Here is a 24,077-nt window from a genome sequence, read left to right on the forward strand (position 1 = left end):
ACCATTTGGAGAGGAGGTAGATGTGAAATGAGTACAAGAATTCGTGTCTTAATAGCTAAACCAGGGCTCGATGGTCATGACCGAGGAGCTAAAGTTTTAGCAAGAGCACTAAGAGACGCCGGAATGGAAGTAATCTACACAGGCATAAGAAGAACTCCGGAAGAAATCGTTGAAGCAGCAATTCAAGAAGATGTTGATTTAATTGGCTTATCTATACTTTCAGGTGCACACAAGAAGTTATGTCAAAAAATACTAAATTTACTAAAAGAAAAGGAAGCTGATATTCCCGTTACCCTTGGTGGAATCATTCCGGAAGAAGATATCCCGGAACTAAAGGAAATGGGAATAATCGAAATTTTCACCCCAGGTACTTCATTAAAAGATATAATAGAGAAGGTGAAAGATATTGCAATGGGCAGAAAAGTATGAACAACTACTTCCAAAATTTAAAGCCCAGAATAAAACCGCTCTCGCAAAGATGATATCGCTATTAGAAGACAATTATTCACAAACCTGGGAAATAATTTCTAGATTACATTCGGATATTCAACCAAAAAATTCATATGTAATAGGTGTTACAGGTAGCCCTGGCGTGGGAAAAAGTTCTTTTATCTCAAGATTGGTCTCATTTTATTCAAATAAAGATCAGAAGATTGGAATAATATTGATAGATCCTAGCAGTCCTTTCAGTGGCGGGGCTTTTTTGGGAGATAGGGTAAGAATGTTTGATTTAACCAGTGCCTCTAACGTTTACATCAGAAGTATAGCAAGTAGAGGAGCAATAGGGGGAGTTTGCAATTCGATTTATGATATCATTGATGTAATGAAGGCATTTGGCTTCGATACAATAATCATTGAAACGGTGGGAACCGGTCAATCAGAGATCGATATATTCTATGCTTGTGATACTACTCTTTTAATATTATCTCCCGATGCTGGCGATGAAATTCAAATTTATAAGGCAGGAATAATGGAAATAGCTGATTGCTATATTGTCAACAAGATAGATTTACCTAATTCCAAAAGATTCTTAATGTACTTGGAAAATTATTTGGATTCACAAAATGAAGATCATAAAAAGCTTTTTGGCGTTAGTGCGACGGAAAACAAAGGGTTTGAAAAAGTTTATCAATGGTTAGAAACTAGCAGAAAGCACTTTCAAATCCATAATTCAAAAGAAAATTTAAGAAAAAAAAGTCGTGTTAAAAACTATCTTTTCCATCTTATAGAAAATTACTTGGAAGGTTATTCTTTAGAAAATCAAGATGCCGATTCCCTTAAAAAAGATGTTATAGCATTCATCTGTGAAGAGGAGGGAAACAATGGAGCCCAAAATTGACCACATCGGAATTGCTGTCAATTCCATAGAAGAAGCATTCAAGTTGTATAGGGACTTGCTTCACGTTGAAAAGAGTGTAGAAGAAATCCTTGAAGATAGAGGAATAAAAGTTACTTTTTTATACATAAAAGATGTTAGAATAGAACTTATGGAACCTTTAAGAGAGGACTCTGAAATATCAAATTTTTTAAAAAAACGAGGCGAGGGATTCCACCACATCGCATATCAAGTAGATAACATTAAGATGGTCTTAGAAAACGCAAAAAAAAGGGGTTACAAAACCTTATCTGATGAACCTAATCGAGGAGCAGGTGGAAGCTTAGTCTTCTTTTTACATCCAAAATCTGCTAACGGTATTTTAACTGAGTTTGTTGAGTATCGTAAATAATAAATTAAGAGTTGCAAGGTCTAAGGGACCTTTGGTCACTTCCTTAAATGGGTTGGGAGCGTTTGCTGCAGTATGCAAACCATTTTTTTATAAATGATTTTGACCTTGAATTTGGGGTTTTTAAGGGGCTTCCCCTTAATGTCCGAACAAGGCGGCGCTGACACAACGTTTTAGAAATTCTGAAAACTGTATAAATCTCGCAAATAAGGAGGCTTTATATATGCCAGATGAAGAACTAATTCAAAAAATAGAAGAGTTGAGAAAAAAGAAAGAATCCCTTCTTGTTGGAGGGGGAGAAGAGAGAATAGAAAAACAACATAAAATGGGTAAGTTAACTGCTCGTGAAAGAATAGAAGCTCTTGTAGATGAAGGTACTTTTGAAGAAATCGATATGTTAGTTAAACATAGATGTACATACTTTGATTTAGATAAAAAAGAGTTTCCATACGATGGAGTTGTCACAGGATTTGGAGAGATCAACGGCAAAAAAGTTGCAATTTTTTCCCAAGATTTCACCATTCAAGGTGGATCCCTTGGAGAAATGCATGCAAAGAAAATAATGAAATTACAAGATTTGGCTATGAAATACGGTATACCTTTAATCGGGATAAACGACTCTGGTGGAGCTAGAATACAGGAAGCTGTTGATGCCCTATATGGTTACGGCGGAATCTTTTATAGAAATACCCAGGCTTCTGGTGTAATCCCCCAAATAACCGTTATAGCTGGTCCGTGTGCAGGAGGGGCAGTCTACTCTCCAGCGATAACTGATTTCGTAATTATGGTGGATCAAACTTCTCAAATGTTCATCACTGGTCCTCAGGTTATAAAAACTGTGACTGGCGAGGACATTGATAAAGAGAATCTGGGAGGGGCAAAAATTCATAACACCAAAAGCGGTGTTGCCCACCTTTTGGCAAAAGACGATAGGCACGCCATGGAGCTTGTCAGAAAATTACTTTCTTACATACCTTCAAACAATGTTGATCCTGTAGAACCAATTGATTACGATAAAAATTATGAATTACCCGAAGAAATAAACGAAATAGTCTCACCTAACCCGAAAAAAAGTTATGATGTAAAAGATTTAATCAATTTAGTATTTGATCCAGGGTCTTTTTTTGAAATTCATCCTCATTTTGCCAAAAATATTGTCGTAGGCTTTGCAAGATTGGAAGGAAAATCTGTGGGGATAATAGCCAATCAACCAAAAATCTTGGCAGGTTCACTCGATATCGATGCTTCCGATAAAGCAGCCAGATTTATAAGATTCTGTGACTCTTTTAATATACCTATTATCACCTTTGTTGACACACCTGGATATTTACCAGGAGTATCTCAAGAACACGGTGGAATAATTAGACATGGAGCAAAGCTATTGTATGCTTATTCTGAATCCACCGTTCCTATGATCACAGTAATTTTAAGAAAAGCCTATGGTGGGGCTTATATTGCAATGGCTTCACAACATTTGGGTGCTGATTTTGTGTTTGCATACCCAACCGCGGAAATAGCTGTGATGGGATCCGAAGGTGCCGCAAACATTATCTTCGCTAAAGAGATTGAAAGTTCTGAAAACCCTGAAGAAACGAGAAAAAAACGCGTCGAAGAATACAAAGAGCGGTTTGCAAATCCCTATGAAGCAGCTTCTAGGGGATATATAGAAGATGTTATAGAACCCATTGAAACAAGGAGAAAATTAGCTACTTCCCTTTCTATAGCTTACTCAAAAGTAAAACCGACTCCATCTAAAAAACATGGAAATATTCCGTTATGATGGAGGGATATTTATGAAAAATGTATGGATTATTTCATTAATGGGAATATCTATAGTCTTTGTATTGCTAATAATTTTAATGGTGATCATTTGGCTTTTCCGTTTTTTCTTTAAAAGTAATAGTAATAGTAATAATTCATCAGGTAAATCAAGTTTAGAAAAACCTCAAAAAGAGTACATAAAACCACCACAGGTCAAAAGAATTGAAAATCATGAAAAAATAGATCAAAGTGAAGAAGAAGAACTGTTTGCTATCGTTTCGGTTATAATCAGTTATCTTACTGATAAAGAATTCAAAATTGAAAGCATTAAAGAAGTTTCAAATAAAGAGTTGAAATCGGAAAGGGGCATTAAAACAAGGTGGATGAAACACCAACCTTCTATTTCTTGGAGACCTTATTACAACAAAAAGTGGAGGTAAAGTAAATTGAAAAGAAAATTCAAAGTTACGATTAACAATAAAACCTATGAGGTTGAAGTTGAGGAAATAGACTCTGAAATTGCTAATGAAGAAAAAATAAAAGAAACAGAAGAAAGAACCCTTGAAAAAGAGGAATTTAGTGAGTCTCCCAAGCCTGTTTTCGACAAAAAAGCCGAAAAAAAGGGCAAGAAAAAAGTTGAGAAAAAACAACAAGATGAAGAAGAAAAAGTCCCTGAGGAGCCAAATAAAAGGCAAACAGACTCAGGTTATGAGGTCAAAGCTCCTCTTCCAGGAGTAATTAACGAAATAAATGTGAAAGAAGGACAGAGCGTTAAAGCTGGAGATAAGCTTGTCATAATCGAAGCAATGAAGATGGAAAATGAAATACCAGCCGAAAACGACGGTATAGTTGAAAAAATTTTGGTAAAAAGAGGGGACAACGTCGAAGGCGATCAAACATTAATGATCATAAGGTAAAAACTTTTAATCTCCAAAGTGAAAAGGAGGCACATGTCTCGATCAAATGAATGAAACTCTGACTTTGAAAATAAGACGATTTGTGATATCCATTATAATTTTTGTTCTAATAGTCTTTACAGGAACGGTAGGTTATATGATACTGGAAGATTGGGTTTTTTTAGACTCTCTATTTTTTACTATAATCACATTGAGTACCGTTGGATACGATATACCTGCCGATCTATCGAGAGTTTCACATATATTTACAATGGCATTGATCCTCTCTGGAATAACGGTAGTTTTATACTCTCTTTCAACCCTAACCTCCTTCATTGTTGAGGGTGAGATGAGAAACGTTTTGGAGGTAAGAAAAAGGATGAAAAAAATAGATGGTATGAATAATCATTATATTGTTGTAGGAGCTGGTAAAACGGGATTTTTTGTCTGTCAAAATCTGTTAAAAGAGAAAAAAGATTTTGTCTTGTTGGATAAATCAGAAGAAAGAGCACAACAATTTTTAAAAGAAATAAATGCGGAAATTCCATATTTTATTGGTGACGCAAAAAATGAAACGGTGCTGGAAGAGGTGGGGGTTAAAAGAGCCAACAGCATCATATTAACCCTACCATCCGATGTAGATAACTTGTTTGTTGCTTTAACGGTGAAAAGTATAGTTCCTAAAATTAACATCATTTCGAAAGTCAATGACCCAGAATCAGTGAAAAAACTATCTTATGCCGGGATCAACAAGATCGTTCTTGAATCTGAAATCTCTGGTAATAGATTAGCCTATATGGCAACTCGGCCAAACATTGTATCATTCCTTGAGACGATTATTCATACACCAGAAAAAGATTTACAACTAGAAGAGGTTGATATACCCAAAAACTCTTGGGTAATCGGCAAATCTCTTAAAGAAATAGCCTTACCCGACAAGGTAGATATGATAGTGATAGCCGTAAGAAAAAAAGATAATAACAGTATATTCAATCCAAAAGCAAATACCATAATAGAAGAGGGAGATGTGATAATAGTACTGGGGGAAGATTCTAAAATTAAAAGATTGCGAGAGATAGTTGAACAAGAAAGTTACCAGCTAAGCTGAGGGGGGTATAAAATGAATAAAAAAGCTTTGACTTCCATTTTGATGATTCTTTTACTTTTTTCGTTTGGATTTTCAATAAACTTAAAACTTGACTTTCAAGGAATATATGATAATTATGAAGAAACTCTCACTGACAGGATAGGTATAAAGTTATACAATTACACTTCAAACTTCGATATCACAAGCGAATTAACCTTCTACAACGATGATAAGTATTATTTTTATGAGTCAAATTACTATTGGGATCACTATTTTTTGATAGAAAATAGTTATATCACTCTTAGAAACGACAATCAAACACTTGAATTGAGTGGTGGCATAAAACAACTAAAAGATGAGGTAAACTCTCCTTATTCATTGTTCTTTTCTTCCAATAATATTCCCCTCGTTAATTTAGATGTGGGTTATGAAGATGAACATTTCTTTTTTGAAACCATGTGGGTTCAATTGGTAAGTGAAAATAACAAATATTTTGAGGATACCTCTAAAGCAATGAATTACAAAACGTATGGATTGAAATTTGGCAATTTCAGGGTAGGTTATCAAGATGCACTAGTATATAACAGGGCTTTTGACATTTTTTATTTTTTAAATCCAATGCCCGCATATTTTGCTCAAGAAATTAGAGCTGTAGGAAATGGTATGCCTTGGTCGGAAAATATAAACGATAACTCAATAATGGGATTCTTCTTTGATTACAAAGACTCTACTTACTATATTTACTCTCAACTATTAGTAGACGATTTCAACGCAAACAGATTCTTCAATCCCCAGGGTACACAAACTCCCGACAAAGTAGCTTTTTCTTCAGGATTAAACCTAGCAAGCAACCTGGGAACTTTTGGTGTTCACGGTGCCTTTGCAACCCAATACACTTTTCAACCAGGAGGCGGGCCAGGTTACACTATCTATCCAGAAAGTATTTATTATTTTGAAGGTGAGAAGAGGATTATAGATTACACAGATAACTACATCGGATACAAATATGGTGAAAACACGATTTCTTTCCTAGTTGACTATGATTACACGTACAATAATTGGCTCAACCTTTATTCTTCTTTTGAAACGGTGTTTTCTGGAAGTAAATCACCAACGGAGGATACGGCTCCAGATGAAGGCACCTACCTTTTGGATGATCCACTTTTGGAGAAAAGATATGTATATACTATAGCAACAAATTTTTACTTTAACAATCTTGAATTTAACCTATCAGCCGATATGGGAGTAATACAAAACAAATTAGAATTCAATGAAAATGCTGATGAAGATGAAGACATTTTTGTACCTTCAACTGAAGATGAAAATATTTTAAGACTAAATTTTGGATTTGGTATAGAATTTTAATATAATTTTTAAATAAAAACAATAACCTTCTTTCGATTTTCTGTTATAATTGCACAAGAAAAAATCCTGCTTCTGATAAGTTCAGAGGCCTAAGACCATAGGAGGAGGTAAAAAGTGGGAAAAAGATATTACGAAACAATGTTTGTCGTTAGAACAGACATTTCCGAAGAAGAAAGAAATGCTTTGGCTGAAAAGGTAAGAGGTTGGATAGAAGGCCAACTGGAAGGTGAAGTCGAAGAGTTCACGAGATGGGGTGTAAGAAAATTAGCCTATAGGACTCAAAAAGGTAAATTTACAGAAGGAGATTACACCTACATCATATACAAAGCTGACCCAGAAAAGGTTAACCAACTGGATGATCTTTTTAAAGTGAACCAAGAGATTTTTAGGTTTCAAACGATTAGAAGAGAAGATCTTGAGAAAAAAGTAAGAAAAACCCAAAAAGAAGCAAAAATAAAGGTAGAAGAGCCAGAAACTTCTGAAGAAATTTAACGAAAAATAGGAAGTGTTTTCTATGTCTATTTCTTATAACAAAGTTATTTTGGTTGGAAGACTGACCAGAGATCCAGAGATACGTTCTACTATGAATGGAAATAATGTTGCAAACTTTCGTTTAGCTGTTGACAGAGGTACTTCAAACAATCAAGATGGCACAGATTTCATAAGAATTGTGGCTTTTGGTAAACAAGCGGATTTTGCATCAAACTATTTAAAAAAAGGGAAGTTGATCCTAGTGGAAGGATCGCTTCATATTAATCAATGGACAGATAGAGATAATATTAAAAGAGAAACCGCAGAAATTTGGGCCAATAGAATGAATTTTATGGAAACAAAAAAGGCCCAAGAAGCTAATGAATTCTCTGAAATGCCTATTGCAGTAGAAGAAGGCTTCTCTGATATAGACAATATTTCAGACAACGATGCGATCGAAGAAATAGGCGATGAAGCTTTACTTGGAGATGACAATTTTTTAGAGGGAAACCTTGATGACCTTGAAAATGATCTTTCTTCAGATAATAAACCTATCTGAACTGAAGAACTTTAGAAATAAGTTTTTTAGGTAAAAGGGTATCGAGAAAGGAAATAAAAAATGAGAAAAACGGAGGTTTTAAATAGAATGGCGTACGTTAAAAAAGAAAGAAAAAGAATAAAAAAATGCAAATTATGCAGGGATAATGTTGAATATATTGATTACAAAGATGTCAGAAAATTAAAAGAGTTTATGAACGACAAAGGAAAAATCCTTCCAAAAAGAATAAATGGAAATTGTGCCAAACATCAAAGAATGGTACGAACAGCGATACAACGTGCTAGAAAAATGATGTTAGTCCCTTACGTGAACGAGTGAGGCTACAATTCATGTTATAAATACAATAGATAGAGGGATTCCTCTATCTATTTTTTTTGAAGATATGTTTTTTGCCTAATTATGATAAAATTGTACAAAGGGGTGTTTTGACAGATGAAAGTATTGTTGCTGGAAGATGTGGCTAAATTAGGGAAAAAGGGTGAAATAAGAGAAGTTTCTGATGGATACGCAAGGAATTATTTGATTCCAAAGAATTTGGCTGCTGAAGCAACCGGAGGTTATATAAAGCACATTGAAGAAAGCAAAAAAATAGAAGACAAAAAGAAGGAAAATCTAAGAAAAAGAAGCGAAGAAATTTTAGAAAAATTAAAGGGTACAAAAATAGAAATAAAAGCAAAAGCCGGAGAAAAAGGCAAACTTTTTGGTGCAGTAACAGCTCAAGATATTTCTGAAAAAATAGAGGAATTACTTGGTGAAAAGTTTGACAGAACTTGGTTTGATGAAAAGGTAAACATAAAAGAATTAGGAACTCACACTTTAAAAGTTAAGCTTCCTCAAGGCGTGAGAGGGGAAATAAAGGTTGAAATAAAACCAGAAAACTGACAAAATTTCAATGGGAGTTGTGATAGTTGGAGTTTTTAATAAGATCAAAGGCATTGTATACGACTTGGGTTTTTTATAAGCCAGATAGAATACTTTTCGATGCTGGTGAGGGGGTTAGTGCAGAGTTAGGAAACAAAATATATGGAATAGAAAAAATTATTTTAACACACTCTCACGTAGATCATATAGCTGGATTGTGGGGAATCGTTAATACTCGCAATAACGCTATGGGAAACAGAAACAAAAAACTAGAAATTTATTATCCTAAGGGATCAGAAAATATTAATGAATATTTAAAATTTATAGGTAAAATGAATAAAAGATTAAGATACGAAATAGATTTTAGGGAAATAACTTTATCGGACACAATCTCACTAAGCAATAAAAGGTTTATAAAACCATTTAAAACAAGACACACACCTGGGGAAATCTCTTTTGGTTACCAAATTTTAGAACAAAGAAAAAGATTAAAAGAAGAGTACAGAGAACTAAAAGAGTCAGAAATAAAAGATTTAATAATCAATAAAAAAGAAGACATTCTGGAAAACTATACTGCCAACATATTAACCATAAGCGGGGATTCTCTACCTATTCCCCCCAATTTTGCAAAAGATTGTGGAACGCTACTTCATGAATGTACCTTTTTTGATGAAAAGGATAGAAAAATTAGAAATCATACCTCTCTAGCAGAATTAAAAAATTTAATTAACATTTCCAAGCCTAAGAGAGTTATTATATACCATGTCTCAAGTAGGTACAACAGCAAAATTAAGTCAACCAAAGAAGAATTGAATGAAGAATTCCCAGATATACAAATAAATATCGTCCACCCTGAAAAAGTTTTCAAGATCTAATTTTGCTGTTTTTTGCAAAATGGTTTTACTGTGATGTGCAAAAAGGTCTTTTTTGCAATGCTTTAGAAGTAACATCCTAATTCTCATTTGCTTCGCAAATGATGTTTGCAAATGACGTGAGGTGATAATTATGGGTCAATGGGGTGTGTGGGTTATTTTTGCAATAATTTTTGCGATTGCTGAAGCTATACTTCCATCTTTTTTCTTTTTATGGTTCGCCATAGGAGCTGGAGTAGCAGCTATTACATCTTTATTTATTTCATCGGCCGTTTTAAATTTGCTAATATTCTTAATCATTTCTTTTTTGTTGTGGATCTCAACAAGAAAAATTGTACAAAACATGTACAAAGGTTCTTCTACTATAAAACCTTATCAAGATCAATTTGTTGGCATGAAAGCTAAGGTGGATAAGATTGACGATGAAGGAAGAATCATAGTTAAAATAAAGGGAGACGAATGGAGAGCATTTCCAGAAGATGAAGAAAACTATCTTATTAATGTGGGCGATGATGTTATAATCACAAGAAAAAACGCTAATTTTGTATATATAAAAAAAATCAAAGCATCTGAAAATAATCAAAAAAAAGAGACGGGGGAATAAAATGTTTTTTAGTGACCACAATTTGAAAAAGAAAGGTGGGGAAAAACAATGTTGGTAATATTGATAATAGCAGTTTTGTTTTTGATCTTTATTGCTGCAATGAGTTTAAGAATTATCCGCCCTTACGAAAAAGGTTTGGTAGAAAGATTAGGAAAATTTCATAGACAGGTCGATTCTGGATTAAATTTCATCATGCCTTTCATAGAAAGAATAACCAAAGTAGATTTAAGAGAAATGTTGATAGATGTTCCACCTCAAGAGGTTATCACTAGGGATAACGTTATAGTTACCGTTGATGCTGTTATATATTACGAGATAACTGATGCTTATAGAGTAGTCTACAACGTTGGAGATTTTACCTCGGCAGCTGTTAAATTGGCTCAAACAAATTTAAGGAACGTGATCGGAGAATTAGAATTAGACCAAACATTAACCTCTAGAGAAAGAATCAACACAAAACTCAGAGAAGTATTAGATGAAGCCACCGATAAATGGGGAGTAAGAATCACCAGAGTGGAGATTAAAAAGATCGATCCTCCTCAAGATATTATGGATGCAATGAGCAAGCAAATGAAAGCCGAAAGAATGAAAAGAGCTGTTATTTTAGAGGCTGAAGGGTACAAACAATCACAAATTACCAGAGCAGAAGGAGACAGAAATGCTGCAATACTAAAAGCAGAAGGTGAAGCGGAAGCCGTTAAGAAAAAAGCAGATGCTCAAAAGTATAAATTAAGTATCGAAGCAGACGGAGAAGCTGAGGCAATTCTTAAAGTTTTCGACTCAATCCATAAAGGCAATCCTACAAAAGATTTGATAACAATAAGGTACTTTGAGGCATTAAAAGCAATCTCAGACGGGAAATCAACAAAGGTCTTTATGCCTTATGAAATTTCGGGAATATTGAGCTCTGTAGCTGCTATGGCAGACATTTCGAAAAACGATACAATCTCTGATAGCAATCCAGAAAATAAAGAATAAAATTCTGAGGTAATTTTTATGGTATTATTAAAGTCTTTGTTTATCAATGTAATCAGTTTTTTAATAGCATTTGCTGTTATTAGACTTTTGATCATGAAAAATAAAGAACCCTATCATTTCGTAGATTATTTTAACCTGTACGGTTTAACATCTTTTTTGCTGGTATGTTTTTATTTGAAGTATTTAAACGATTTAACGATATTAATGGAAATTATTGCATTCTTTATTTTGTTCTTATTTTATCTAAGGTCTTTTGACGCGGCTACAAAAAAATATCATGAAAGATTCAAAATAACTATTCTCTCTTTCGGTTATTCAAAAAAAACATATTTTAATAATTTTCTCTCAAAAAAAATCCTAATGAGAGGGGTTGAAGCTTTTCTTTTCGCCGTATCTTTTTATTATTTCATGGATAAACTATTTTTGTCAATCCCCATAATATTAAATCCGATGATAATAATAATACCGTCGATCCTTTTATTTTTTACAACGATTGTTAAATCATCAAAAATTAACAAAACATATAGAATTTTAAAGTAGATTAAATCAAAATATGTTAATATACCTATATAGGGTATATACAACACTAAATTAGATGGAGGTTTTTAAATATGGAAAAATTGATGGACAAAGAAACACAAAACAAGGTAAGAGAAATTTTAGAGGAATTGACAGAGCCTGTTCAAATATTTTTATTCAAAAATGATGGAGAATATTCAGAAATTGTTGAACAGTTACTTGGAGAGCTCAAGGAATTAGATGATAGAATAAAAGTTGATACCTACCATTCTGATTCTGAAGAAATTAACAACTACGATATTGAAAGAGATTTATTTCCAGCTATGGTAATATTAGATAGCGAAGGAAACGATTACGGAATTAGATATTATGGGATCCCTTCGGGATATGAGTTCACTACTCTGCTTCAAAATCTCATCGCTGTATCTAATAATAGTGTGACCTCTTTCAGCGATGAAAACAAAGAAAAATTATCTAAAATAGACAAAAAGATGAGGATCAGAGTTTTCGTGACTCCAACTTGTCCATACTGCCCTAGGGCTGTTTTTGCAGCTCATCAAGCCGCTATGTTAAACCCTAATATAACAGGAGAAATGATAGAAGCTAACGAATTCGATCGAATATCTTTTGAATATGGTGTAAGTTCCGTTCCACATACCGTGATAGAAGTAAAAGAAAGCGAAGAATGGGTAAAAAAAGGTGAGTTTGTGGGAGCCTACCCTGAAAATAGTTTTGTGGAAGAAGTTTTAAAAGCAGTTGAATAAAGTAGTTGAAGGAGGTTCTCAGATGTTTTTTAACGTTGAAGGGGCTAACAAAAAATCCGAAATAAAACAACAATATGACGTTGTAATAATCGGTGGCGGTCCTGCCGGGATTTCAGCTGCTATATATGCCTTACAAGGCGGAGCTTCTACCCTGGTAATTGAAAAAGCAATTGAAGGCGGACAAATGAATTTAACAGATATTATAGAAAATTACCCAGGGTTTAAAACGATAAAGGGTGAAGAGCTATCTTCTTTGATGAAAGAGCACGCAGAGCAGTTCGGAGCCGACTTCTATGATGGGAAAGTTATAGAATTGATAGACAGCCTTACGGCAGATAAGGATGAAGATTTCCACAAAATGGTTGTTATGGAAAATGGAAAAACAATCAAATCAAAGGCAATAATAATAGCAAGCGGATCTTACCCTCGAAAATTAGGGGTTAAAGGTGAAGAGGAATTTTCTTCCAGAGGTGTTTCTTACTGTGCATCGTGCGATGGTCATTTTTTTAAGAATAAAAAAATTGCTGTCGTGGGAGGAGGAAATACAGCCGTAGAGGAAGCGGTTTATTTATCGAACATAGCTAAAGAAGTTTATATAATTCACAGAAGAGAAAAACTTAGAGCTGATAAACTTTATCAAGATAGAGCCTTTTCTCGTAATAACATAAAGTTTAAATGGAATTCGGTCATTGAAGAAATTAAAGGCAAAGATAAGGTCGAAAGTTTGGTCATTAAAAATCTAAAAAACGATGAAGTTTATGAAGAACCTTTCGATGGAGTTTTTGTTTTCGTTGGATTAGTGCCAGAAACAAGCTTTTTAAATAAAGATCTTTTCGATTTTGACGAATATGGTTTCTTAATTACAGACGAGAATATGGAAACAAAAGTTAAGGGTATTTATGCAGTAGGAGATGTAAGAAAAAAGGAGCTCAGACAAATTGTAACTGCGGTGTCCGATGGAGCTATAGCTGCTTCACATGCAATTCGCGAGTACGTTAATGAAGACCAAATATCATCAACTCAATCGATAAATTTGACAAAATGAAGATATAATTGTATAATATGTTTAGTACCTTTAACTCAGTTTAGGGTGTAACCCCTTTTCTTGGTTAAAGGAATATTCTGCAGGAGGTTATAGAAAAGATGTCTAGAGGATTGGACCCCGAGAAGAAAGAAGAGCTTATCGAAGAATTTAAAATCAACGACAAAGATACTGGTTCTGTAGAAGTGCAAGTAGCTCTTCTTTCTGCTAGAATCAAACATTTAACGGAACATTTGAAACAACACCCAAAGGATTACCATAGTAGACGTGGATTGATGATGATGGTAGGAAAAAGACGAAAGATGCTCAAATATTTGAGAAAAAGTAAACCCTTAGTTTATCAAGAAATCATCAATAAATTAGGTATAAGAGGTTGATAACAAATTTTTTAAAAAGCGGGGCATAAGCTCCGTTTTGTTTTTATAGGAGGTGTGAGAATGAAAGTATTGGAAAAAGAACTTTTTGGCAGAAAATTACGTATTGAACATGGTAAAGTTGCCAAACAGTCTCTTGGTTCTGTGATGCTGACTTTTAACGAGTCAACTATACTAGTTACAGCAGACGCTTCGGAAGAAACAGTAAAAGGTCAGGACTTCTTTCCATTAACCGTAGAATTTCAAGAAAAATTCTATGCAGTTGGTAAAATTCCAGGAGGTTTTATAAAAAGGGAAGGGAAACCAAGCGATGAAGCCATATTAGCTGCAAGGCTTATCGATAGACCTATTAGACCTTTGTTTCCAGAGAATTTTTTCAATGAGGTCCAAGTAATAACTACGGTATTTTCAATGTTGAATGGCGATAGTATAGAAACATGGGGTATAACAGGTGCTTCGTTAGCCCTGAATCTTTCACCTATACCATTTAATGGTATTGTTGCGGGAGTAAGGATAGGATACGTGGATGGACAATTCATTGCCTTCCCAACCCAAGAACAACTAAAGAATTCTAAAATTGACATGGTCGTTGCAGGAACCAAAGATGCAGTTACAATGGTAGAAGGTGAATCACTGGAAGTTTCTGAAGAAGAAATGGTAGAGGCTCTGATGTTCGCACAGGAAAAGATAAAAGAAATTATAGCAATTGAAGAAGAGTTTCTTTCAGAATTAAACATTGAAAAATGGGAAGTTCAAAAAGAAATAGTTCCAGAGGAATTTATTGAAGATTACCTATCTCTCATAGACGAAGAAGAGTTAAAAAAGGTACTACTCACAAAAGGTAAAAAAAACAGGGATAAAGTTATATCAGAGTATAAAAAGAACGTAATGAAAAAATTTGAAGAAATCTTCTTGGAAAAATGGAGTGTGGCTTTTTTTGAAGATAAAAAACGTTTCTTAGAAAATGCTTTTGAAGAAAAACTTCAAGATTCGATGAGAAAAATGATTATTAACGAGAACAAAAGAGTTGATGGAAGAACTTGTGATGAAATTAGAGATATCACCTGTGAAGTAGGGCTGATACCTAGAGTGCACGGTTCTGCACTTTTTACCAGAGGGGAAACTCAATCTCTAGGAACTGTTACTTTAGGTGCTCCTTTGGATGTTCAAGTTCTTGATACTATATTCAGCGACGAAGAAAAGAGGTTTATGCTCCATTATAATTTTCCTCCTTTCTCAACCGGTGAAGTAAAAAGGCTCAGAGGAGTCAGCAGAAGAGAAATTGGCCATGGGCATTTAGCAGAAAGAGCACATAAAAACCTTATCCCAAGCGATGAAGAGTTCCCTTATACTATTAGAGTCGTTTCTGATATTTTAGAATCAAATGGTTCCTCATCTATGGCTAGCGTATGCTCTGCCTCCTTGGCTTTAATGGATGCAGGTGTACCAATCCAAAAACATGTTGCGGGTATTGCCATGGGTTTGATCTTTGAAAACGATAATTTCGTAGTTTTAACAGATATTTTAGGAATGGAGGACCACCTAGGAGACATGGATTTTAAAGTAGCAGGAACAAGAGATGGAATAACTGCTTTTCAAATGGATGTTAAAACCAGTCAGGTTAATAAAGAAGTTCTTCAAAAGGCTTTAGAAAAAGCAAAAATAGCACGGTTGAAAATTTTAGATAAGATGTATGAAACTATCCCTCAACCACGCAAAGAATTGTCTCCATACGTTCCAATAATGAAAGTATTTAAAATACCCGTCTCAAAAATAGGAGAAGTAATCGGACCCGGTGGAAAAAATATTAAAGAGATCAGCGAATTATACAATGTTGAAGTTTATATAGAAGATGATGGAAAAGTCAAGGTAACTGGCCATAATGCAAACAAGGTTGATGAAGCTATTAATCACATTCAAAATTTAATCGCACAAGTAGAAAAAGGTGGAATTTTTGAAGGTACAGTGAAAAGAGTCGAAAAATACGGTATATTTGTAGAAGTGTTACCCGGTAAGGTTGGAATGTTACATGTATCCAATTTGAAAGACAAACTTGAATCCTTTAAAATTGGTGATAAGGTTAAAGTCGAAGTAATGAAGGTTGAAGACCAAGGAAAATTCCAATTAAAACAATTAAAAGAAGAAAATTAAAAAATCAAACGTGCGGCTTTTTAACCGCATGTTTTTATTAATATTAGTAATAGATATTGTTTTTAGAAGTTCTAAAATTTATATAAAGCAACCCTTTCCCCGCCCCATACCCCTAAGGATTAAAAAGTTCTTGAGTTTTTTACCTCGTCCCTTCCCCAATTTTATTCCTAAAATATCTTACGATTTCAATACTTGCTTTATAAAACACAATCAGAGAAAAATTTACAGCCAATTTCGAAGTTCTTACTTAGGACAATTATCCATCCAATTGTTTGTATTACATGTTAGATATAATTGATATTGTTATGGTATAATTAAATATCGTAAATTTGCTGTTTTTCCAAACAAAATATTTAAGAAAAATGATTTTAAACTCTTTAGCACATGGAGGGAAAACTAACTTTGTATACTCATGAAATATTAGACAATGGTTTAGATGTAATTCTTATCAACAGGGATTCTATGATGAGTGCTTCTGTACTTTTTTGTGTGAAAGCAGGTTCCTCAAAAGAAGCAAAAGAAAATGCAGGATTATCTCATCTCATTGAACACGTTTCTTTTCGAGCAACTAAAAGAAAAAACACCTTCGAAATAAAACAACCAATAGAAGAAGTAGGTGGTGTCTTAAATGCCTTCACTTCAAAGAATTTCACAGTTTTTTTTGCAAAGATACCTTCTCTAAAAGTGAATGAAACATTAGAAATCATGTCTGAGATTCTTTATGAACCTTTATTTAAAGAAGAAAATATAGAAAAAGAAAAAGGTATAATATTAGAAGAAATCTCTTCATATGAAGATGACCCCATAAACATAGTATTTGAAAACTTATACACTAATGTATATGATGACAACTTTTCAAGACCTATAATGGGATACAAAGATACAGTTATGAATATAAAAAAATCAACAATAGAAGAATTCCACTACAAATACTATCAACCGGAAAACACTGTGGTCATAATATCAGGAAAATTTGATGAGGATTCGGTATTGAAACAACTCAACAGAATTAAGAGCATTGCAAATTTGAACTCTTTTAAAAATAACATCACCAGTCCTTCGATAGTTGACAAAGAAATCTTCATCAAAAAATACAAAAATGATTTAGCTAGCAATTATTTAGTTCAAGGATTTAAAGCACCTTCTAAATTAGATGAATACTATTACTCTACACTAGTACTCAATACCTTTCTGGGAAGTGGAATGAGTTCCCTGCTATTTTCAAAAATTAGAGAAGAAGAAGGTTTAGCTTACGAAGTCACATCAGATTATGAAACTTATCCGAAAACTGGATTGTTATTATTTTATGCAGCAACAACCGATAAAAACCTGGAAAATCTACTCAGAAAAATACAGGAAGTTGTAGATGATCTTAAGAATAATAAAGAAATCGAAAAATGGTTCAATTACGGGAAAAATAGATTAATCGGTAAATTAACGTTAGAGGTAGAAAATAATTTATCCCTGGCTTTAAATGTTTTAGACTTGTATATAAATTATGGTAAAATCATTACGATAGAAGAATTTATAAAAAATATAGAAAAGGTTGAAATTCATAACGTTATTGAAACAGCAAGCAGTATTTTTTCTAACAATAAATATGTTTCGATACTTTCACCGAACAATCAATAAAATCTTGAAGGCGGGTGTTCTTTATGAAAAAAATCCCTTTTTATGAATTAAAACCCGGTCAAATAGTGGCAGAAGATGTTTTTAAAGAATCTCTTTTGTTAATTCCAAAAGGAACTGTCTTAAAATCAACTGACATTAACAGGTTAAGAAGTCACGGTATAAAGACCGTAAATGTTTACGATGAAAATGATTTTATTGAAAAAAAGATCGAAGAAAATATTTCCATAGAATTCGAAAATATTCCCCCTATTGTAGAAGAGGAAACATATAATGAATGGCATCAACATTTTGAATTTGTAAAAGATATTACGTATTTAAAAGATGATCCTTCAGAATTAGATTCTCTTGCAGAAGATATTTATAAGAAATTTTTAAAAACTGAAGACGTCGTATTAAATTTATTTCATGCCATAGGAAGCGAAGCTTTAAATTCTCATTCTATAAATACATCGATCATCGCCTCAATAATCGCTTCAAAATTGAATATGCCGGATGTATTCTTCGACTCTCTTGTAAAAACGTGTCTACTCCATGACATTGGATACAGCTTGATAGGAAAAAGAGTGATATTTGATTATATAGACCTAGAAGATGTAACGGTCAGATCTCATATTGTATCCGCTTATGAAACCTTAAAAAATATTCAAAAAAATATAGGGAAAGAAATTGTAGATGCTATTTCTACCCACCACGAACGATACGACGGAACTGGTATTTTTATGAGATTAAAAGAGAACGCTATAAGTCCTTTGGTAAGAATATTACAAATAGGAGACGCTTACGACTCCTACATAGAAATAGGGAACTCCCCATACGAGGCGATGAGTTTTCTCTTAAGATATTCGGGATTAATTTTTGATCCGTATTATGTAAGTGTTTTCTTTTCAATAGTTGGGTTGTACCCAACAGGAACCCAGGTAATTCTAAACAACGGCAAGAAGGCTACCGTAGTCAAAAAGGGAAAAACTTCATCTTTTCCAATAGTCGAATGTGATGGAAAAACTATAGAAACAGGAATGGAAACTGGCTTGTTTATCAGAGAAGTACTGAAAAAAGGAGAGTAAATATTGGCTGAAAATATCTCAGAAAGTTTGGAAAATTATTTGAGAGCGATTTATATTTTACATATCGACGGAAAAATACCAAGAGTAAGAGATATTTCAAGAATATTATCTGTAAAAGATGCTTCTTCAGTTGAAGCCATTAGAAAACTAGAAAAGCATGGATACGTTAAACATGAACGGTATGGTTATGTAAAACTTACGGAAAAAGGGTTGCTTAATGCCGAAAAGGTTTATAGAAGATACATAATTCTTATAGATTTTTTTGTCAACGTATTAGGACTTTCAAAAGAAGAGGCATATACCCTGTCTTGTGGTATTGAGCACCACATGAATGATAATTTTTATATTTCTTTAGATGGATTGATGTTATTCCTTAAAAGAAACCCCATAGAATTAACGGAAGCAAAGAAGTTTATTTCAAATTATAAGAAAAAAATGCCTCATGACTTCAAAACTTCTCTCTGGGATTTGAATATATCAGAATCTGCAAAAATATACGATATTTCAGGAGATTCTATATTACGGAAAAACATAATGGACAAAGGTATATATCCTGGTTTAACTCTAAAAGTAATAAAAAAAACCGATGACATGATCGAAATTTTGGTTAATGAAAAAGTAATCAATCTTACGTCACATGAATCAAAGCATATAATAATAGGAAATCTAAATTAAAGTTTAACTCTTTAAATTTATTTTTTGCCCTAAGGAGGTACATATTTACATATGACCACTAAAATCGAAAAAGCTTCTCAATATATTAAAGAAAGTACAGAAATAAAACCAATTTTAGGATTAATATTAGGCTCTGGCCTTGGATACATAGCGGACCAGGTAGAAAATGCAAAGGTGATTGAATACAAGGACATTCCTTTTTTTCCACAATCAACTGTAGTAGGACATGAAGGGTCTTTAGTCATAGGTACTATAGAAGGTATCCCTGTCATGATATTAAAAGGACGATTTCATGCTTATGAAGGAATTGAACTAAAAGATATTGTTTTTCCTATTTATGTGATGAAGGATTTAGGAGTTAAAGGTCTGATAATAACGAATGCAGCTGGTGGAATTAACAAAACATTTTCTCCAGGTGATATAGTGGTAGACGTCGATTTCATAAATTTTACATTCAAAAATCCTTTAAGAGGCCCTAATTTAGATGAGTTTGGCCCCAGATTCCCTTCTTTAGTTGAGCCTGTCGATAAAAATTGGGTAAAAAGCGTTATCGAGAAATGTAAAAAAGATAATATAGAGCTCAAAGAGGGGACTTATTTATGGACTTTGGGTCCATCTTATGAAACCCCTTCTGAAATTAGAATGTTCGACAAATATGAAGCAGACCTAGTAGGAATGTCAACCTTACCAGAAGTGATGGCGGCGAATCATGTAGGCTTAAAAGTTATTTCATTTTCTGCAGTTACCAATATGGCTGCTGGTATTCTCCCACAACCTCTAAAACATGAAGATGTTCTTAGAATAACTGAAAAAATAAAGGGAAAGTTTGAAAAGGTCGTATACAACGCTATTAAATTATTTTAATATAAAACATCAAAAAGAACGGAGGACAAAAGTTGTCTGAAAATCTAAAAGAGATTGTAGAAGAGATAAGTAAAAATGATAATATTTTGATAGTAGGCCACATACTCCCAGATGGAGATGATGTAAGTAGTTTAGTATCGATGACCTTAGGATTAGAAAAATTAGGAAAAAAAGTGACGGCGGCGATCGACGATGAAATCCCGGAATATCTTTTACAATTTCCTTTGGTTAAATCGAAGATCAAAAAATTTGAAGATGTTGAAAAAATAATTTATAAAAATTACGATATTATGGTAATTTTAGACTGCTCATCACCGGACAGAATAGGAAGATTTGAAAAATATTTAAATGCTTTTCACGTTCTTTTAATCGATCATCACGTAACAAATACATATTTTGGAAATTTAAATTGGGTAGACCCTTCGATGGCTTCAACAGCTCAAATGGTTTACAGAATTTTGACTTCTTTAAATGTTGAATACGACAAAGAACTAGCAACAATGAATTTATTGGGAGTAGCAACCGATACCGGCTTCTTTAAATATCAAAATGCCAACGTTTTAGTTTTTAAAGATGTTACTGGGTTGATTGAAAAAGGAGCAAATATTAGCGATATTTCAAATACTATATTAGATAACATACCATTAGAACAAATCTACTTGTATAAAGACGTCATTTCCAATCTTAAACTAGCCTTAAATGGCCAAATTGCTTATTCTTTATTATCCTTGGATATGTTCTCTAAATACAACGTTTTACCAAAAGATTCCCCTTCATTTGTGGAAAACCTTCGATCCATCAGAGGCGTGGAGATCGCCATCGTATTTCAAGAATATGAAAAAGGTTCTTATCATGTTTCGTTGAGATCCAAAAAATGGGCAGATGTATCAAAGATTGCTCTCAATTTTGGTGGAGGAGGTCATCCGCGCGCAGCAGGATTTTCAATTGAAACAAACGATATAAAACAAACAATGGAAGAAATTGTAGATTACATTGCTAAAACAATCCCAAATCACAATCCTAACCCAGCCTTTCAATAAGGGTAGTGTTTTTATATGGCATACATTTTTTTATTTACAATTTGGAGCGTTCTAATTAATGATTTTTCCGATCTTTCTCTAGTATTAGGAGTTTTTGTTGTTATAAGTACAATTAGAATAACCAACTTGTTTTTTAAAAATACCACTTATGGGACGATACAAATATTGGTGTACAGTTTAGGAAGCCTTTTAAAAATGTATAAAAATGCATTTGCTTTTTTGCCCTTGATTCTCTTAAAAAAGTACTCCGGTTTATCTCACATAGACGTTAAAGGAAAATCCGATTTTGAAAAAGCTGCAATAGCAAATTCAATCTCACTAACCCCTAAAACACTTGTTTTATTTGAAGAGGATGATAAACTAATAGTTCATAAAGTTTCTTCAACCCCTGAAGAAGCTCATAGAGTAGATGATATTTGGAAGGACGATATAATCTGATACATATATTAGAAATTTTCATCCTTATATCTCTTTTTATGATTTTGATTAAATTAATATTGTCAAAATCAAAATGGGAAAAGGTACTTTCCTATTCTTCGTTTTCTTCAAAAGCGGTAATACTGATGTTAGTTTTTTCCCTTGCCTCTGATCAATTGTTTCTTTTAGATGTGATAATTATATTTTTAATTCTTAACATCTGGGGTGTTTTAATAGTATCCGCTTACCTTGAAAGAGGGGGTAATAAAAGATGATTGCCAACCTTTTAATGGGAATAGGAATTATATTTCTATTTGCAGGAACTTTAGGATTGTTTACTATGCAGGATTTCTATTCTAAAATTCAAGCAATCGGGATATCAGACACAGTAGGAATAATCTCAGTTATAATCTCACTGATGCTCAAATATCCAGAAAACATGGCAAGATTACTCATGTTATCTATCATCATTCTAGTTTTAAATCCAGCAATCTCCTCTATAATCGCTTATCACGCTGCAAAATCAGGTGAAAAGGTGGGCAGAAAAATCAAGTGAGTTATTCTATAATTTTTTTGTTTTTAAGTTTAATCGTTCTTTCATTATACATATTATCACAAAAAAGCTATGTTAACGTAATCATAGGCTACGGAGTTTTTTCTGTAGCTACTTCTGTACTATTTTTTCTTCTGAATGCGCCGGATGTGGCTTTTGTTGAAATAACCATTGGTGCTGCTTTTGTTATTTTTATATATCTAATTGCCATAAAAAAGGCCGCTGAGGTAAAGGTCTATTACATCGAAACACCTTATATGATAGAGGAAAAAGAAGGAAATTTATACGGATTTGAATACGAATTGATCAAGGAATTTTTAGAAAGAAAAGGTTTGGATGCTGATTTCATAAAAGTTGATGCTAAAGATCCTATGGAAAACATAAATGACCACGGAGAAATTCTGGCGGGAGGAATAATTTTAGAAGATAATAATTTTGAAAACATAATACCTTCCAAAGGTATTTTATTATCAAAATTATACGCTGTTGGCCAACCTAACAAAACTTGTTTAGGAATTTTTATTTCAAACTTAAACTCAAAAAACTTTGAAAATTTGGATGATGATTTCATAATTGACGCCGTAAGATTCAGAAAAATGGTTATGGAAGAAGAAACGTTACTATCCAAAAAGATAGAAATTATTAAAGATACTAGTTACAAGATACTCTTTTATAGAAGAGATAAATCTTTAGCAAGGGACTTCAACAAATTTTTGGAAGAAATAAAAAGTGACACCGTATACTATGAAAACCTTGTTAGGAAGTATATAGGATGAAAAAATACCTTGTTTTAACCTTGACAATCATTATTTTCTTAGTTCTTGCATTAAATTTAAAAGTTGGAGATATGAAAAGTTCCTATGAACCTTCTGAAATCCTTGCCGAAAATGGATCAACTAATATGGTTTCTGCTATTGTTCTTGATTACAGGATATATGACACCTTTTTTGAAATATTAGTTTTTACGGTGGTAATCATTGGTATTTCCGAATTTATAGGGAAAATTCCAACGGTTGCTTCCGACGACCAACAGATAATATACGATACACCAATCATAAAGGTTATAACTCCAATAATTTTTCAAATAATAGTTTTAATCTCTCTTTATATTGCGATAACCGGACATATAGCCCCTGGTGGCGGATTTGCTGCAGGGACTATTTTAGGAACAGGTTTTCTAGCTGTCTCCTTGGTAAGACCAACAGATGAAATAGAAAACTTGTTTATAAAATCTAAAATCGAGAAGTTAAAAATGTTGGTTCCTTTATTCATAATTATGTATGGTTTATTAGGATATACTTGGGGAGATTCTATTTTTTCTAATTTCCATCTAAACGGATATCCCGGGGAACTTGCTAGCGGAGGATCCGCCATTTTACTAAACTTTTTAATTTATTTCGAAGTTTTTGGTGGATCATGGACTATTCTGTATAGATTTTTAAAACATAAGGGGTTATTATGAATATTTTCTATATTCTCACCTTATCAGTAATACTTATTGGTTTATTTGGAATTATTGTAAAAAAAGATCTTATCTTAATATTTATTAACCTTGGAGTTTTCCAAGAAGGAATTGTTCTCTTCTTTGTTCTTTTGGCTTACGATGAAAATTCACCTATTATCACCACACATTTACAAGGTTACGCTGACCCCCTCATACATTCTTTTCTACTTACCGTTATAGTTATTGGATTTGCAAATTTGGCTCTGATGTTAGTTTTTGCAATGATTTTATCTTCCAAATTCAAGACCCTTGAAGTTGATGAAATTGAAAAGAAAGTCAAGAAACACTAAAAAATCTCAT

The 24,077-nt window shown here is 33.2% G+C and carries 31 protein-coding genes; all 31 read left to right on the plus strand.

From position 1 onward, the window contains the following. The first annotated feature begins 27 nt into the window (after window positions 1-27). The 31 genes from BZ25_RS08185 (at window position 28) to BZ25_RS08335 (ending at window position 24,067) form a co-directional block, all read left to right on the plus strand. Window positions 28-429 carry a cobalamin B12-binding domain-containing protein gene (locus BZ25_RS08185; protein ID WP_121514670.1) on the plus strand — a complete coding sequence of 134 codons (402 nt, stop codon included), beginning with the start codon at window positions 28-30 and terminating at the stop codon, window positions 427-429. Beyond that, a complete protein-coding gene (locus tag BZ25_RS08190; RefSeq protein WP_121514671.1) occupies window positions 407-1,339 on the plus strand; it encodes an ArgK/MeaB family GTPase in 933 nt (310 codons plus the stop codon). The genes BZ25_RS08185 and BZ25_RS08190 overlap by 23 nt, the downstream gene beginning before the upstream one ends. Further along, on the plus strand, window positions 1,323-1,727 hold the full coding sequence (gene mce / locus BZ25_RS08195; RefSeq protein WP_121514672.1) for a methylmalonyl-CoA epimerase: 405 nt from the start codon (window positions 1,323-1,325) through the stop codon (window positions 1,725-1,727). The genes BZ25_RS08190 and mce overlap by 17 nt, the downstream gene beginning before the upstream one ends. Window positions 1,728-1,947: 220 nt before the next feature. After that, on the plus strand, window positions 1,948-3,504 hold the full coding sequence (locus BZ25_RS08200; RefSeq protein WP_121514673.1) for an acyl-CoA carboxylase subunit beta: 1,557 nt from the start codon (window positions 1,948-1,950) through the stop codon (window positions 3,502-3,504). Between the two features lie 13 nt (window positions 3,505-3,517). Next, window positions 3,518-3,925, plus strand: coding sequence for an OadG family protein (locus BZ25_RS08205; protein ID WP_158584886.1), 408 nt, complete (start codon window positions 3,518-3,520; stop codon window positions 3,923-3,925). 6 nt (window positions 3,926-3,931) lie between these two features. Then, entirely contained in the window at window positions 3,932-4,402 is a 471-nt protein-coding gene (locus BZ25_RS08210) for a biotin/lipoyl-containing protein (protein WP_121514675.1), read from the plus strand. 64 nt (window positions 4,403-4,466) lie between these two features. Continuing rightward, a complete protein-coding gene (locus BZ25_RS08215) occupies window positions 4,467-5,489 on the plus strand; it encodes a TrkA family potassium uptake protein (protein ID WP_158585703.1) in 1,023 nt (340 codons plus the stop codon). 12 nt (window positions 5,490-5,501) lie between these two features. Continuing rightward, on the plus strand, window positions 5,502-6,833 hold the full coding sequence (locus BZ25_RS08220) for a hypothetical protein (RefSeq protein WP_121514677.1): 1,332 nt from the start codon (window positions 5,502-5,504) through the stop codon (window positions 6,831-6,833). Window positions 6,834-6,947: 114 nt separating this feature from the next. Continuing rightward, on the plus strand, window positions 6,948-7,325 hold the full coding sequence (gene rpsF, locus BZ25_RS08225; RefSeq protein ID WP_121514678.1) for a 30S ribosomal protein S6: 378 nt from the start codon (window positions 6,948-6,950) through the stop codon (window positions 7,323-7,325). A gap of 22 nt (window positions 7,326-7,347) precedes the next feature. Then, a complete protein-coding gene (locus BZ25_RS08230) occupies window positions 7,348-7,863 on the plus strand; it encodes a single-stranded DNA-binding protein (RefSeq protein WP_121514679.1) in 516 nt (171 codons plus the stop codon). Between the two features lie 87 nt (window positions 7,864-7,950). After that, complete coding sequence (gene rpsR / locus BZ25_RS08235) at window positions 7,951-8,181, plus strand: 30S ribosomal protein S18 (protein WP_012208398.1); 231 nt, start codon at window positions 7,951-7,953, stop codon at window positions 8,179-8,181. 114 nt (window positions 8,182-8,295) lie between these two features. Beyond that, the gene (gene rplI, locus BZ25_RS08240; protein WP_121514680.1) at window positions 8,296-8,745 is read left to right on the plus strand and encodes a 50S ribosomal protein L9; all 450 of its coding nucleotides are present in this window, start codon (window positions 8,296-8,298) and stop codon (window positions 8,743-8,745) included. 26 nt (window positions 8,746-8,771) lie between these two features. Further along, entirely contained in the window at window positions 8,772-9,599 is an 828-nt protein-coding gene (locus BZ25_RS08245; RefSeq protein ID WP_121514681.1) for an MBL fold metallo-hydrolase, read from the plus strand. A 130-nt stretch (window positions 9,600-9,729) separates the two neighbouring features. Further along, window positions 9,730-10,200 carry an NfeD family protein gene (locus tag BZ25_RS08250; protein WP_121514682.1) on the plus strand — a complete coding sequence of 157 codons (471 nt, stop codon included), beginning with the start codon at window positions 9,730-9,732 and terminating at the stop codon, window positions 10,198-10,200. A gap of 48 nt (window positions 10,201-10,248) precedes the next feature. Further along, window positions 10,249-11,178, plus strand: coding sequence for an SPFH domain-containing protein (locus tag BZ25_RS08255; RefSeq protein ID WP_121514683.1), 930 nt, complete (start codon window positions 10,249-10,251; stop codon window positions 11,176-11,178). 18 nt (window positions 11,179-11,196) lie between these two features. Next, window positions 11,197-11,718 (plus strand): hypothetical protein, encoded by a 522-nt coding sequence (locus tag BZ25_RS08260; protein ID WP_121514684.1) that lies wholly within the window; start codon window positions 11,197-11,199, stop codon window positions 11,716-11,718. 71 nt (window positions 11,719-11,789) lie between these two features. Continuing rightward, a complete protein-coding gene (locus BZ25_RS08265; protein ID WP_012208404.1) occupies window positions 11,790-12,461 on the plus strand; it encodes a thioredoxin family protein in 672 nt (223 codons plus the stop codon). A gap of 22 nt (window positions 12,462-12,483) precedes the next feature. Continuing rightward, on the plus strand, window positions 12,484-13,506 hold the full coding sequence (gene trxB / locus BZ25_RS08270; RefSeq protein WP_012208405.1) for a thioredoxin-disulfide reductase: 1,023 nt from the start codon (window positions 12,484-12,486) through the stop codon (window positions 13,504-13,506). Window positions 13,507-13,604: 98 nt separating this feature from the next. Continuing rightward, a complete protein-coding gene (gene rpsO / locus BZ25_RS08275; protein WP_012208406.1) occupies window positions 13,605-13,880 on the plus strand; it encodes a 30S ribosomal protein S15 in 276 nt (91 codons plus the stop codon). Between the two features lie 60 nt (window positions 13,881-13,940). Then, entirely contained in the window at window positions 13,941-16,028 is a 2,088-nt protein-coding gene (locus tag BZ25_RS08280) for a polyribonucleotide nucleotidyltransferase (protein ID WP_012208407.1), read from the plus strand. A gap of 402 nt (window positions 16,029-16,430) precedes the next feature. Then, a complete protein-coding gene (locus BZ25_RS08285) occupies window positions 16,431-17,660 on the plus strand; it encodes a pitrilysin family protein (RefSeq protein ID WP_158585704.1) in 1,230 nt (409 codons plus the stop codon). 23 nt (window positions 17,661-17,683) lie between these two features. Further along, window positions 17,684-18,724 carry an HD-GYP domain-containing protein gene (locus BZ25_RS08290; RefSeq protein WP_012208409.1) on the plus strand — a complete coding sequence of 347 codons (1,041 nt, stop codon included), beginning with the start codon at window positions 17,684-17,686 and terminating at the stop codon, window positions 18,722-18,724. Window positions 18,725-18,727: 3 nt separating this feature from the next. Then, the gene (locus tag BZ25_RS08295) at window positions 18,728-19,399 is read left to right on the plus strand and encodes a metal-dependent transcriptional regulator (protein ID WP_012208410.1); all 672 of its coding nucleotides are present in this window, start codon (window positions 18,728-18,730) and stop codon (window positions 19,397-19,399) included. Window positions 19,400-19,450: 51 nt separating this feature from the next. Beyond that, window positions 19,451-20,263 carry a purine-nucleoside phosphorylase gene (locus tag BZ25_RS08300; RefSeq protein ID WP_121514686.1) on the plus strand — a complete coding sequence of 271 codons (813 nt, stop codon included), beginning with the start codon at window positions 19,451-19,453 and terminating at the stop codon, window positions 20,261-20,263. A 32-nt stretch (window positions 20,264-20,295) separates the two neighbouring features. Then, window positions 20,296-21,303: a bifunctional oligoribonuclease/PAP phosphatase NrnA gene (locus tag BZ25_RS08305; protein WP_012208412.1), complete on the plus strand. Its 1,008-nt coding sequence runs from the start codon at window positions 20,296-20,298 to the stop codon at window positions 21,301-21,303. Between the two features lie 15 nt (window positions 21,304-21,318). After that, window positions 21,319-21,741, plus strand: coding sequence for a Na+/H+ antiporter subunit E (locus BZ25_RS08310; RefSeq protein WP_121514687.1), 423 nt, complete (start codon window positions 21,319-21,321; stop codon window positions 21,739-21,741). Window positions 21,742-21,779: 38 nt separating this feature from the next. Then, complete coding sequence (locus tag BZ25_RS10685) at window positions 21,780-21,995, plus strand: monovalent cation/H+ antiporter complex subunit F (protein ID WP_158584887.1); 216 nt, start codon at window positions 21,780-21,782, stop codon at window positions 21,993-21,995. Then, entirely contained in the window at window positions 21,992-22,276 is a 285-nt protein-coding gene (locus BZ25_RS08320; RefSeq protein ID WP_103065099.1) for a monovalent cation/H(+) antiporter subunit G, read from the plus strand. The genes BZ25_RS10685 and BZ25_RS08320 overlap by 4 nt, the downstream gene beginning before the upstream one ends. Continuing rightward, complete coding sequence (locus tag BZ25_RS08325) at window positions 22,273-23,049, plus strand: DUF4040 domain-containing protein (protein WP_121514688.1); 777 nt, start codon at window positions 22,273-22,275, stop codon at window positions 23,047-23,049. The genes BZ25_RS08320 and BZ25_RS08325 overlap by 4 nt, the downstream gene beginning before the upstream one ends. Continuing rightward, the gene (locus BZ25_RS08330; protein WP_121514689.1) at window positions 23,046-23,735 is read left to right on the plus strand and encodes an MnhB domain-containing protein; all 690 of its coding nucleotides are present in this window, start codon (window positions 23,046-23,048) and stop codon (window positions 23,733-23,735) included. Before BZ25_RS08325 ends, BZ25_RS08330 begins: the two co-directional genes overlap by 4 nt. Next, complete coding sequence (locus BZ25_RS08335) at window positions 23,732-24,067, plus strand: cation:proton antiporter subunit C (RefSeq protein ID WP_103065097.1); 336 nt, start codon at window positions 23,732-23,734, stop codon at window positions 24,065-24,067. Before BZ25_RS08330 ends, BZ25_RS08335 begins: the two co-directional genes overlap by 4 nt. Window positions 24,068-24,077: the final 10 nt, after the last annotated feature.

Source organism: Petrotoga sp. Shatin.DS.tank11.9.2.9.3 (assembly GCF_003665005.1).
Classification (GTDB): Bacteria; Thermotogota; Thermotogae; order Petrotogales; family Petrotogaceae; genus Petrotoga; species Petrotoga mobilis.

Excerpts from the sequence above, each read along its gene's own strand:
- mce (WP_121514672.1), top strand. The coding sequence starts at position 1,323 with ATGGAGCCCAAAATTGACCACATCGGAATTGCTGTCAATTCCATAGAA.
- BZ25_RS08185 (WP_121514670.1), top strand. The coding sequence starts at position 28 with ATGAGTACAAGAATTCGTGTCTTAATAGCTAAACCAGGGCTCGATGGT.
- BZ25_RS08335 (WP_103065097.1), top strand. The coding sequence starts at position 23,732 with ATGAATATTTTCTATATTCTCACCTTATCAGTAATACTTATTGGTTTA.
- BZ25_RS08310 (WP_121514687.1), top strand. The coding sequence starts at position 21,319 with ATGGCATACATTTTTTTATTTACAATTTGGAGCGTTCTAATTAATGAT.
- BZ25_RS08230 (WP_121514679.1), top strand. The coding sequence starts at position 7,348 with ATGTCTATTTCTTATAACAAAGTTATTTTGGTTGGAAGACTGACCAGA.
- BZ25_RS08280 (WP_012208407.1), top strand. The coding sequence starts at position 13,941 with ATGAAAGTATTGGAAAAAGAACTTTTTGGCAGAAAATTACGTATTGAA.
- BZ25_RS08300 (WP_121514686.1), top strand. The coding sequence starts at position 19,451 with ATGACCACTAAAATCGAAAAAGCTTCTCAATATATTAAAGAAAGTACA.
- BZ25_RS08220 (WP_121514677.1), top strand. The coding sequence starts at position 5,502 with ATGAATAAAAAAGCTTTGACTTCCATTTTGATGATTCTTTTACTTTTT.
- rpsR (WP_012208398.1), top strand. The coding sequence starts at position 7,951 with ATGGCGTACGTTAAAAAAGAAAGAAAAAGAATAAAAAAATGCAAATTA.
- BZ25_RS08255 (WP_121514683.1), top strand. The coding sequence starts at position 10,249 with ATGTTGGTAATATTGATAATAGCAGTTTTGTTTTTGATCTTTATTGCT.
- BZ25_RS10685 (WP_158584887.1), top strand. The coding sequence starts at position 21,780 with ATGATTTTGATTAAATTAATATTGTCAAAATCAAAATGGGAAAAGGTA.
- BZ25_RS08260 (WP_121514684.1), top strand. The coding sequence starts at position 11,197 with ATGGTATTATTAAAGTCTTTGTTTATCAATGTAATCAGTTTTTTAATA.
- rpsO (WP_012208406.1), top strand. The coding sequence starts at position 13,605 with ATGTCTAGAGGATTGGACCCCGAGAAGAAAGAAGAGCTTATCGAAGAA.
- BZ25_RS08320 (WP_103065099.1), top strand. The coding sequence starts at position 21,992 with ATGATTGCCAACCTTTTAATGGGAATAGGAATTATATTTCTATTTGCA.
- BZ25_RS08250 (WP_121514682.1), top strand. The coding sequence starts at position 9,730 with ATGGGTCAATGGGGTGTGTGGGTTATTTTTGCAATAATTTTTGCGATT.
- BZ25_RS08330 (WP_121514689.1), top strand. The coding sequence starts at position 23,046 with ATGAAAAAATACCTTGTTTTAACCTTGACAATCATTATTTTCTTAGTT.
- BZ25_RS08290 (WP_012208409.1), top strand. The coding sequence starts at position 17,684 with ATGAAAAAAATCCCTTTTTATGAATTAAAACCCGGTCAAATAGTGGCA.
- rplI (WP_121514680.1), top strand. The coding sequence starts at position 8,296 with ATGAAAGTATTGTTGCTGGAAGATGTGGCTAAATTAGGGAAAAAGGGT.
- BZ25_RS08265 (WP_012208404.1), top strand. The coding sequence starts at position 11,790 with ATGGAAAAATTGATGGACAAAGAAACACAAAACAAGGTAAGAGAAATT.
- trxB (WP_012208405.1), top strand. The coding sequence starts at position 12,484 with ATGTTTTTTAACGTTGAAGGGGCTAACAAAAAATCCGAAATAAAACAA.
- BZ25_RS08200 (WP_121514673.1), top strand. The coding sequence starts at position 1,948 with ATGCCAGATGAAGAACTAATTCAAAAAATAGAAGAGTTGAGAAAAAAG.
- BZ25_RS08205 (WP_158584886.1), top strand. The coding sequence starts at position 3,518 with ATGAAAAATGTATGGATTATTTCATTAATGGGAATATCTATAGTCTTT.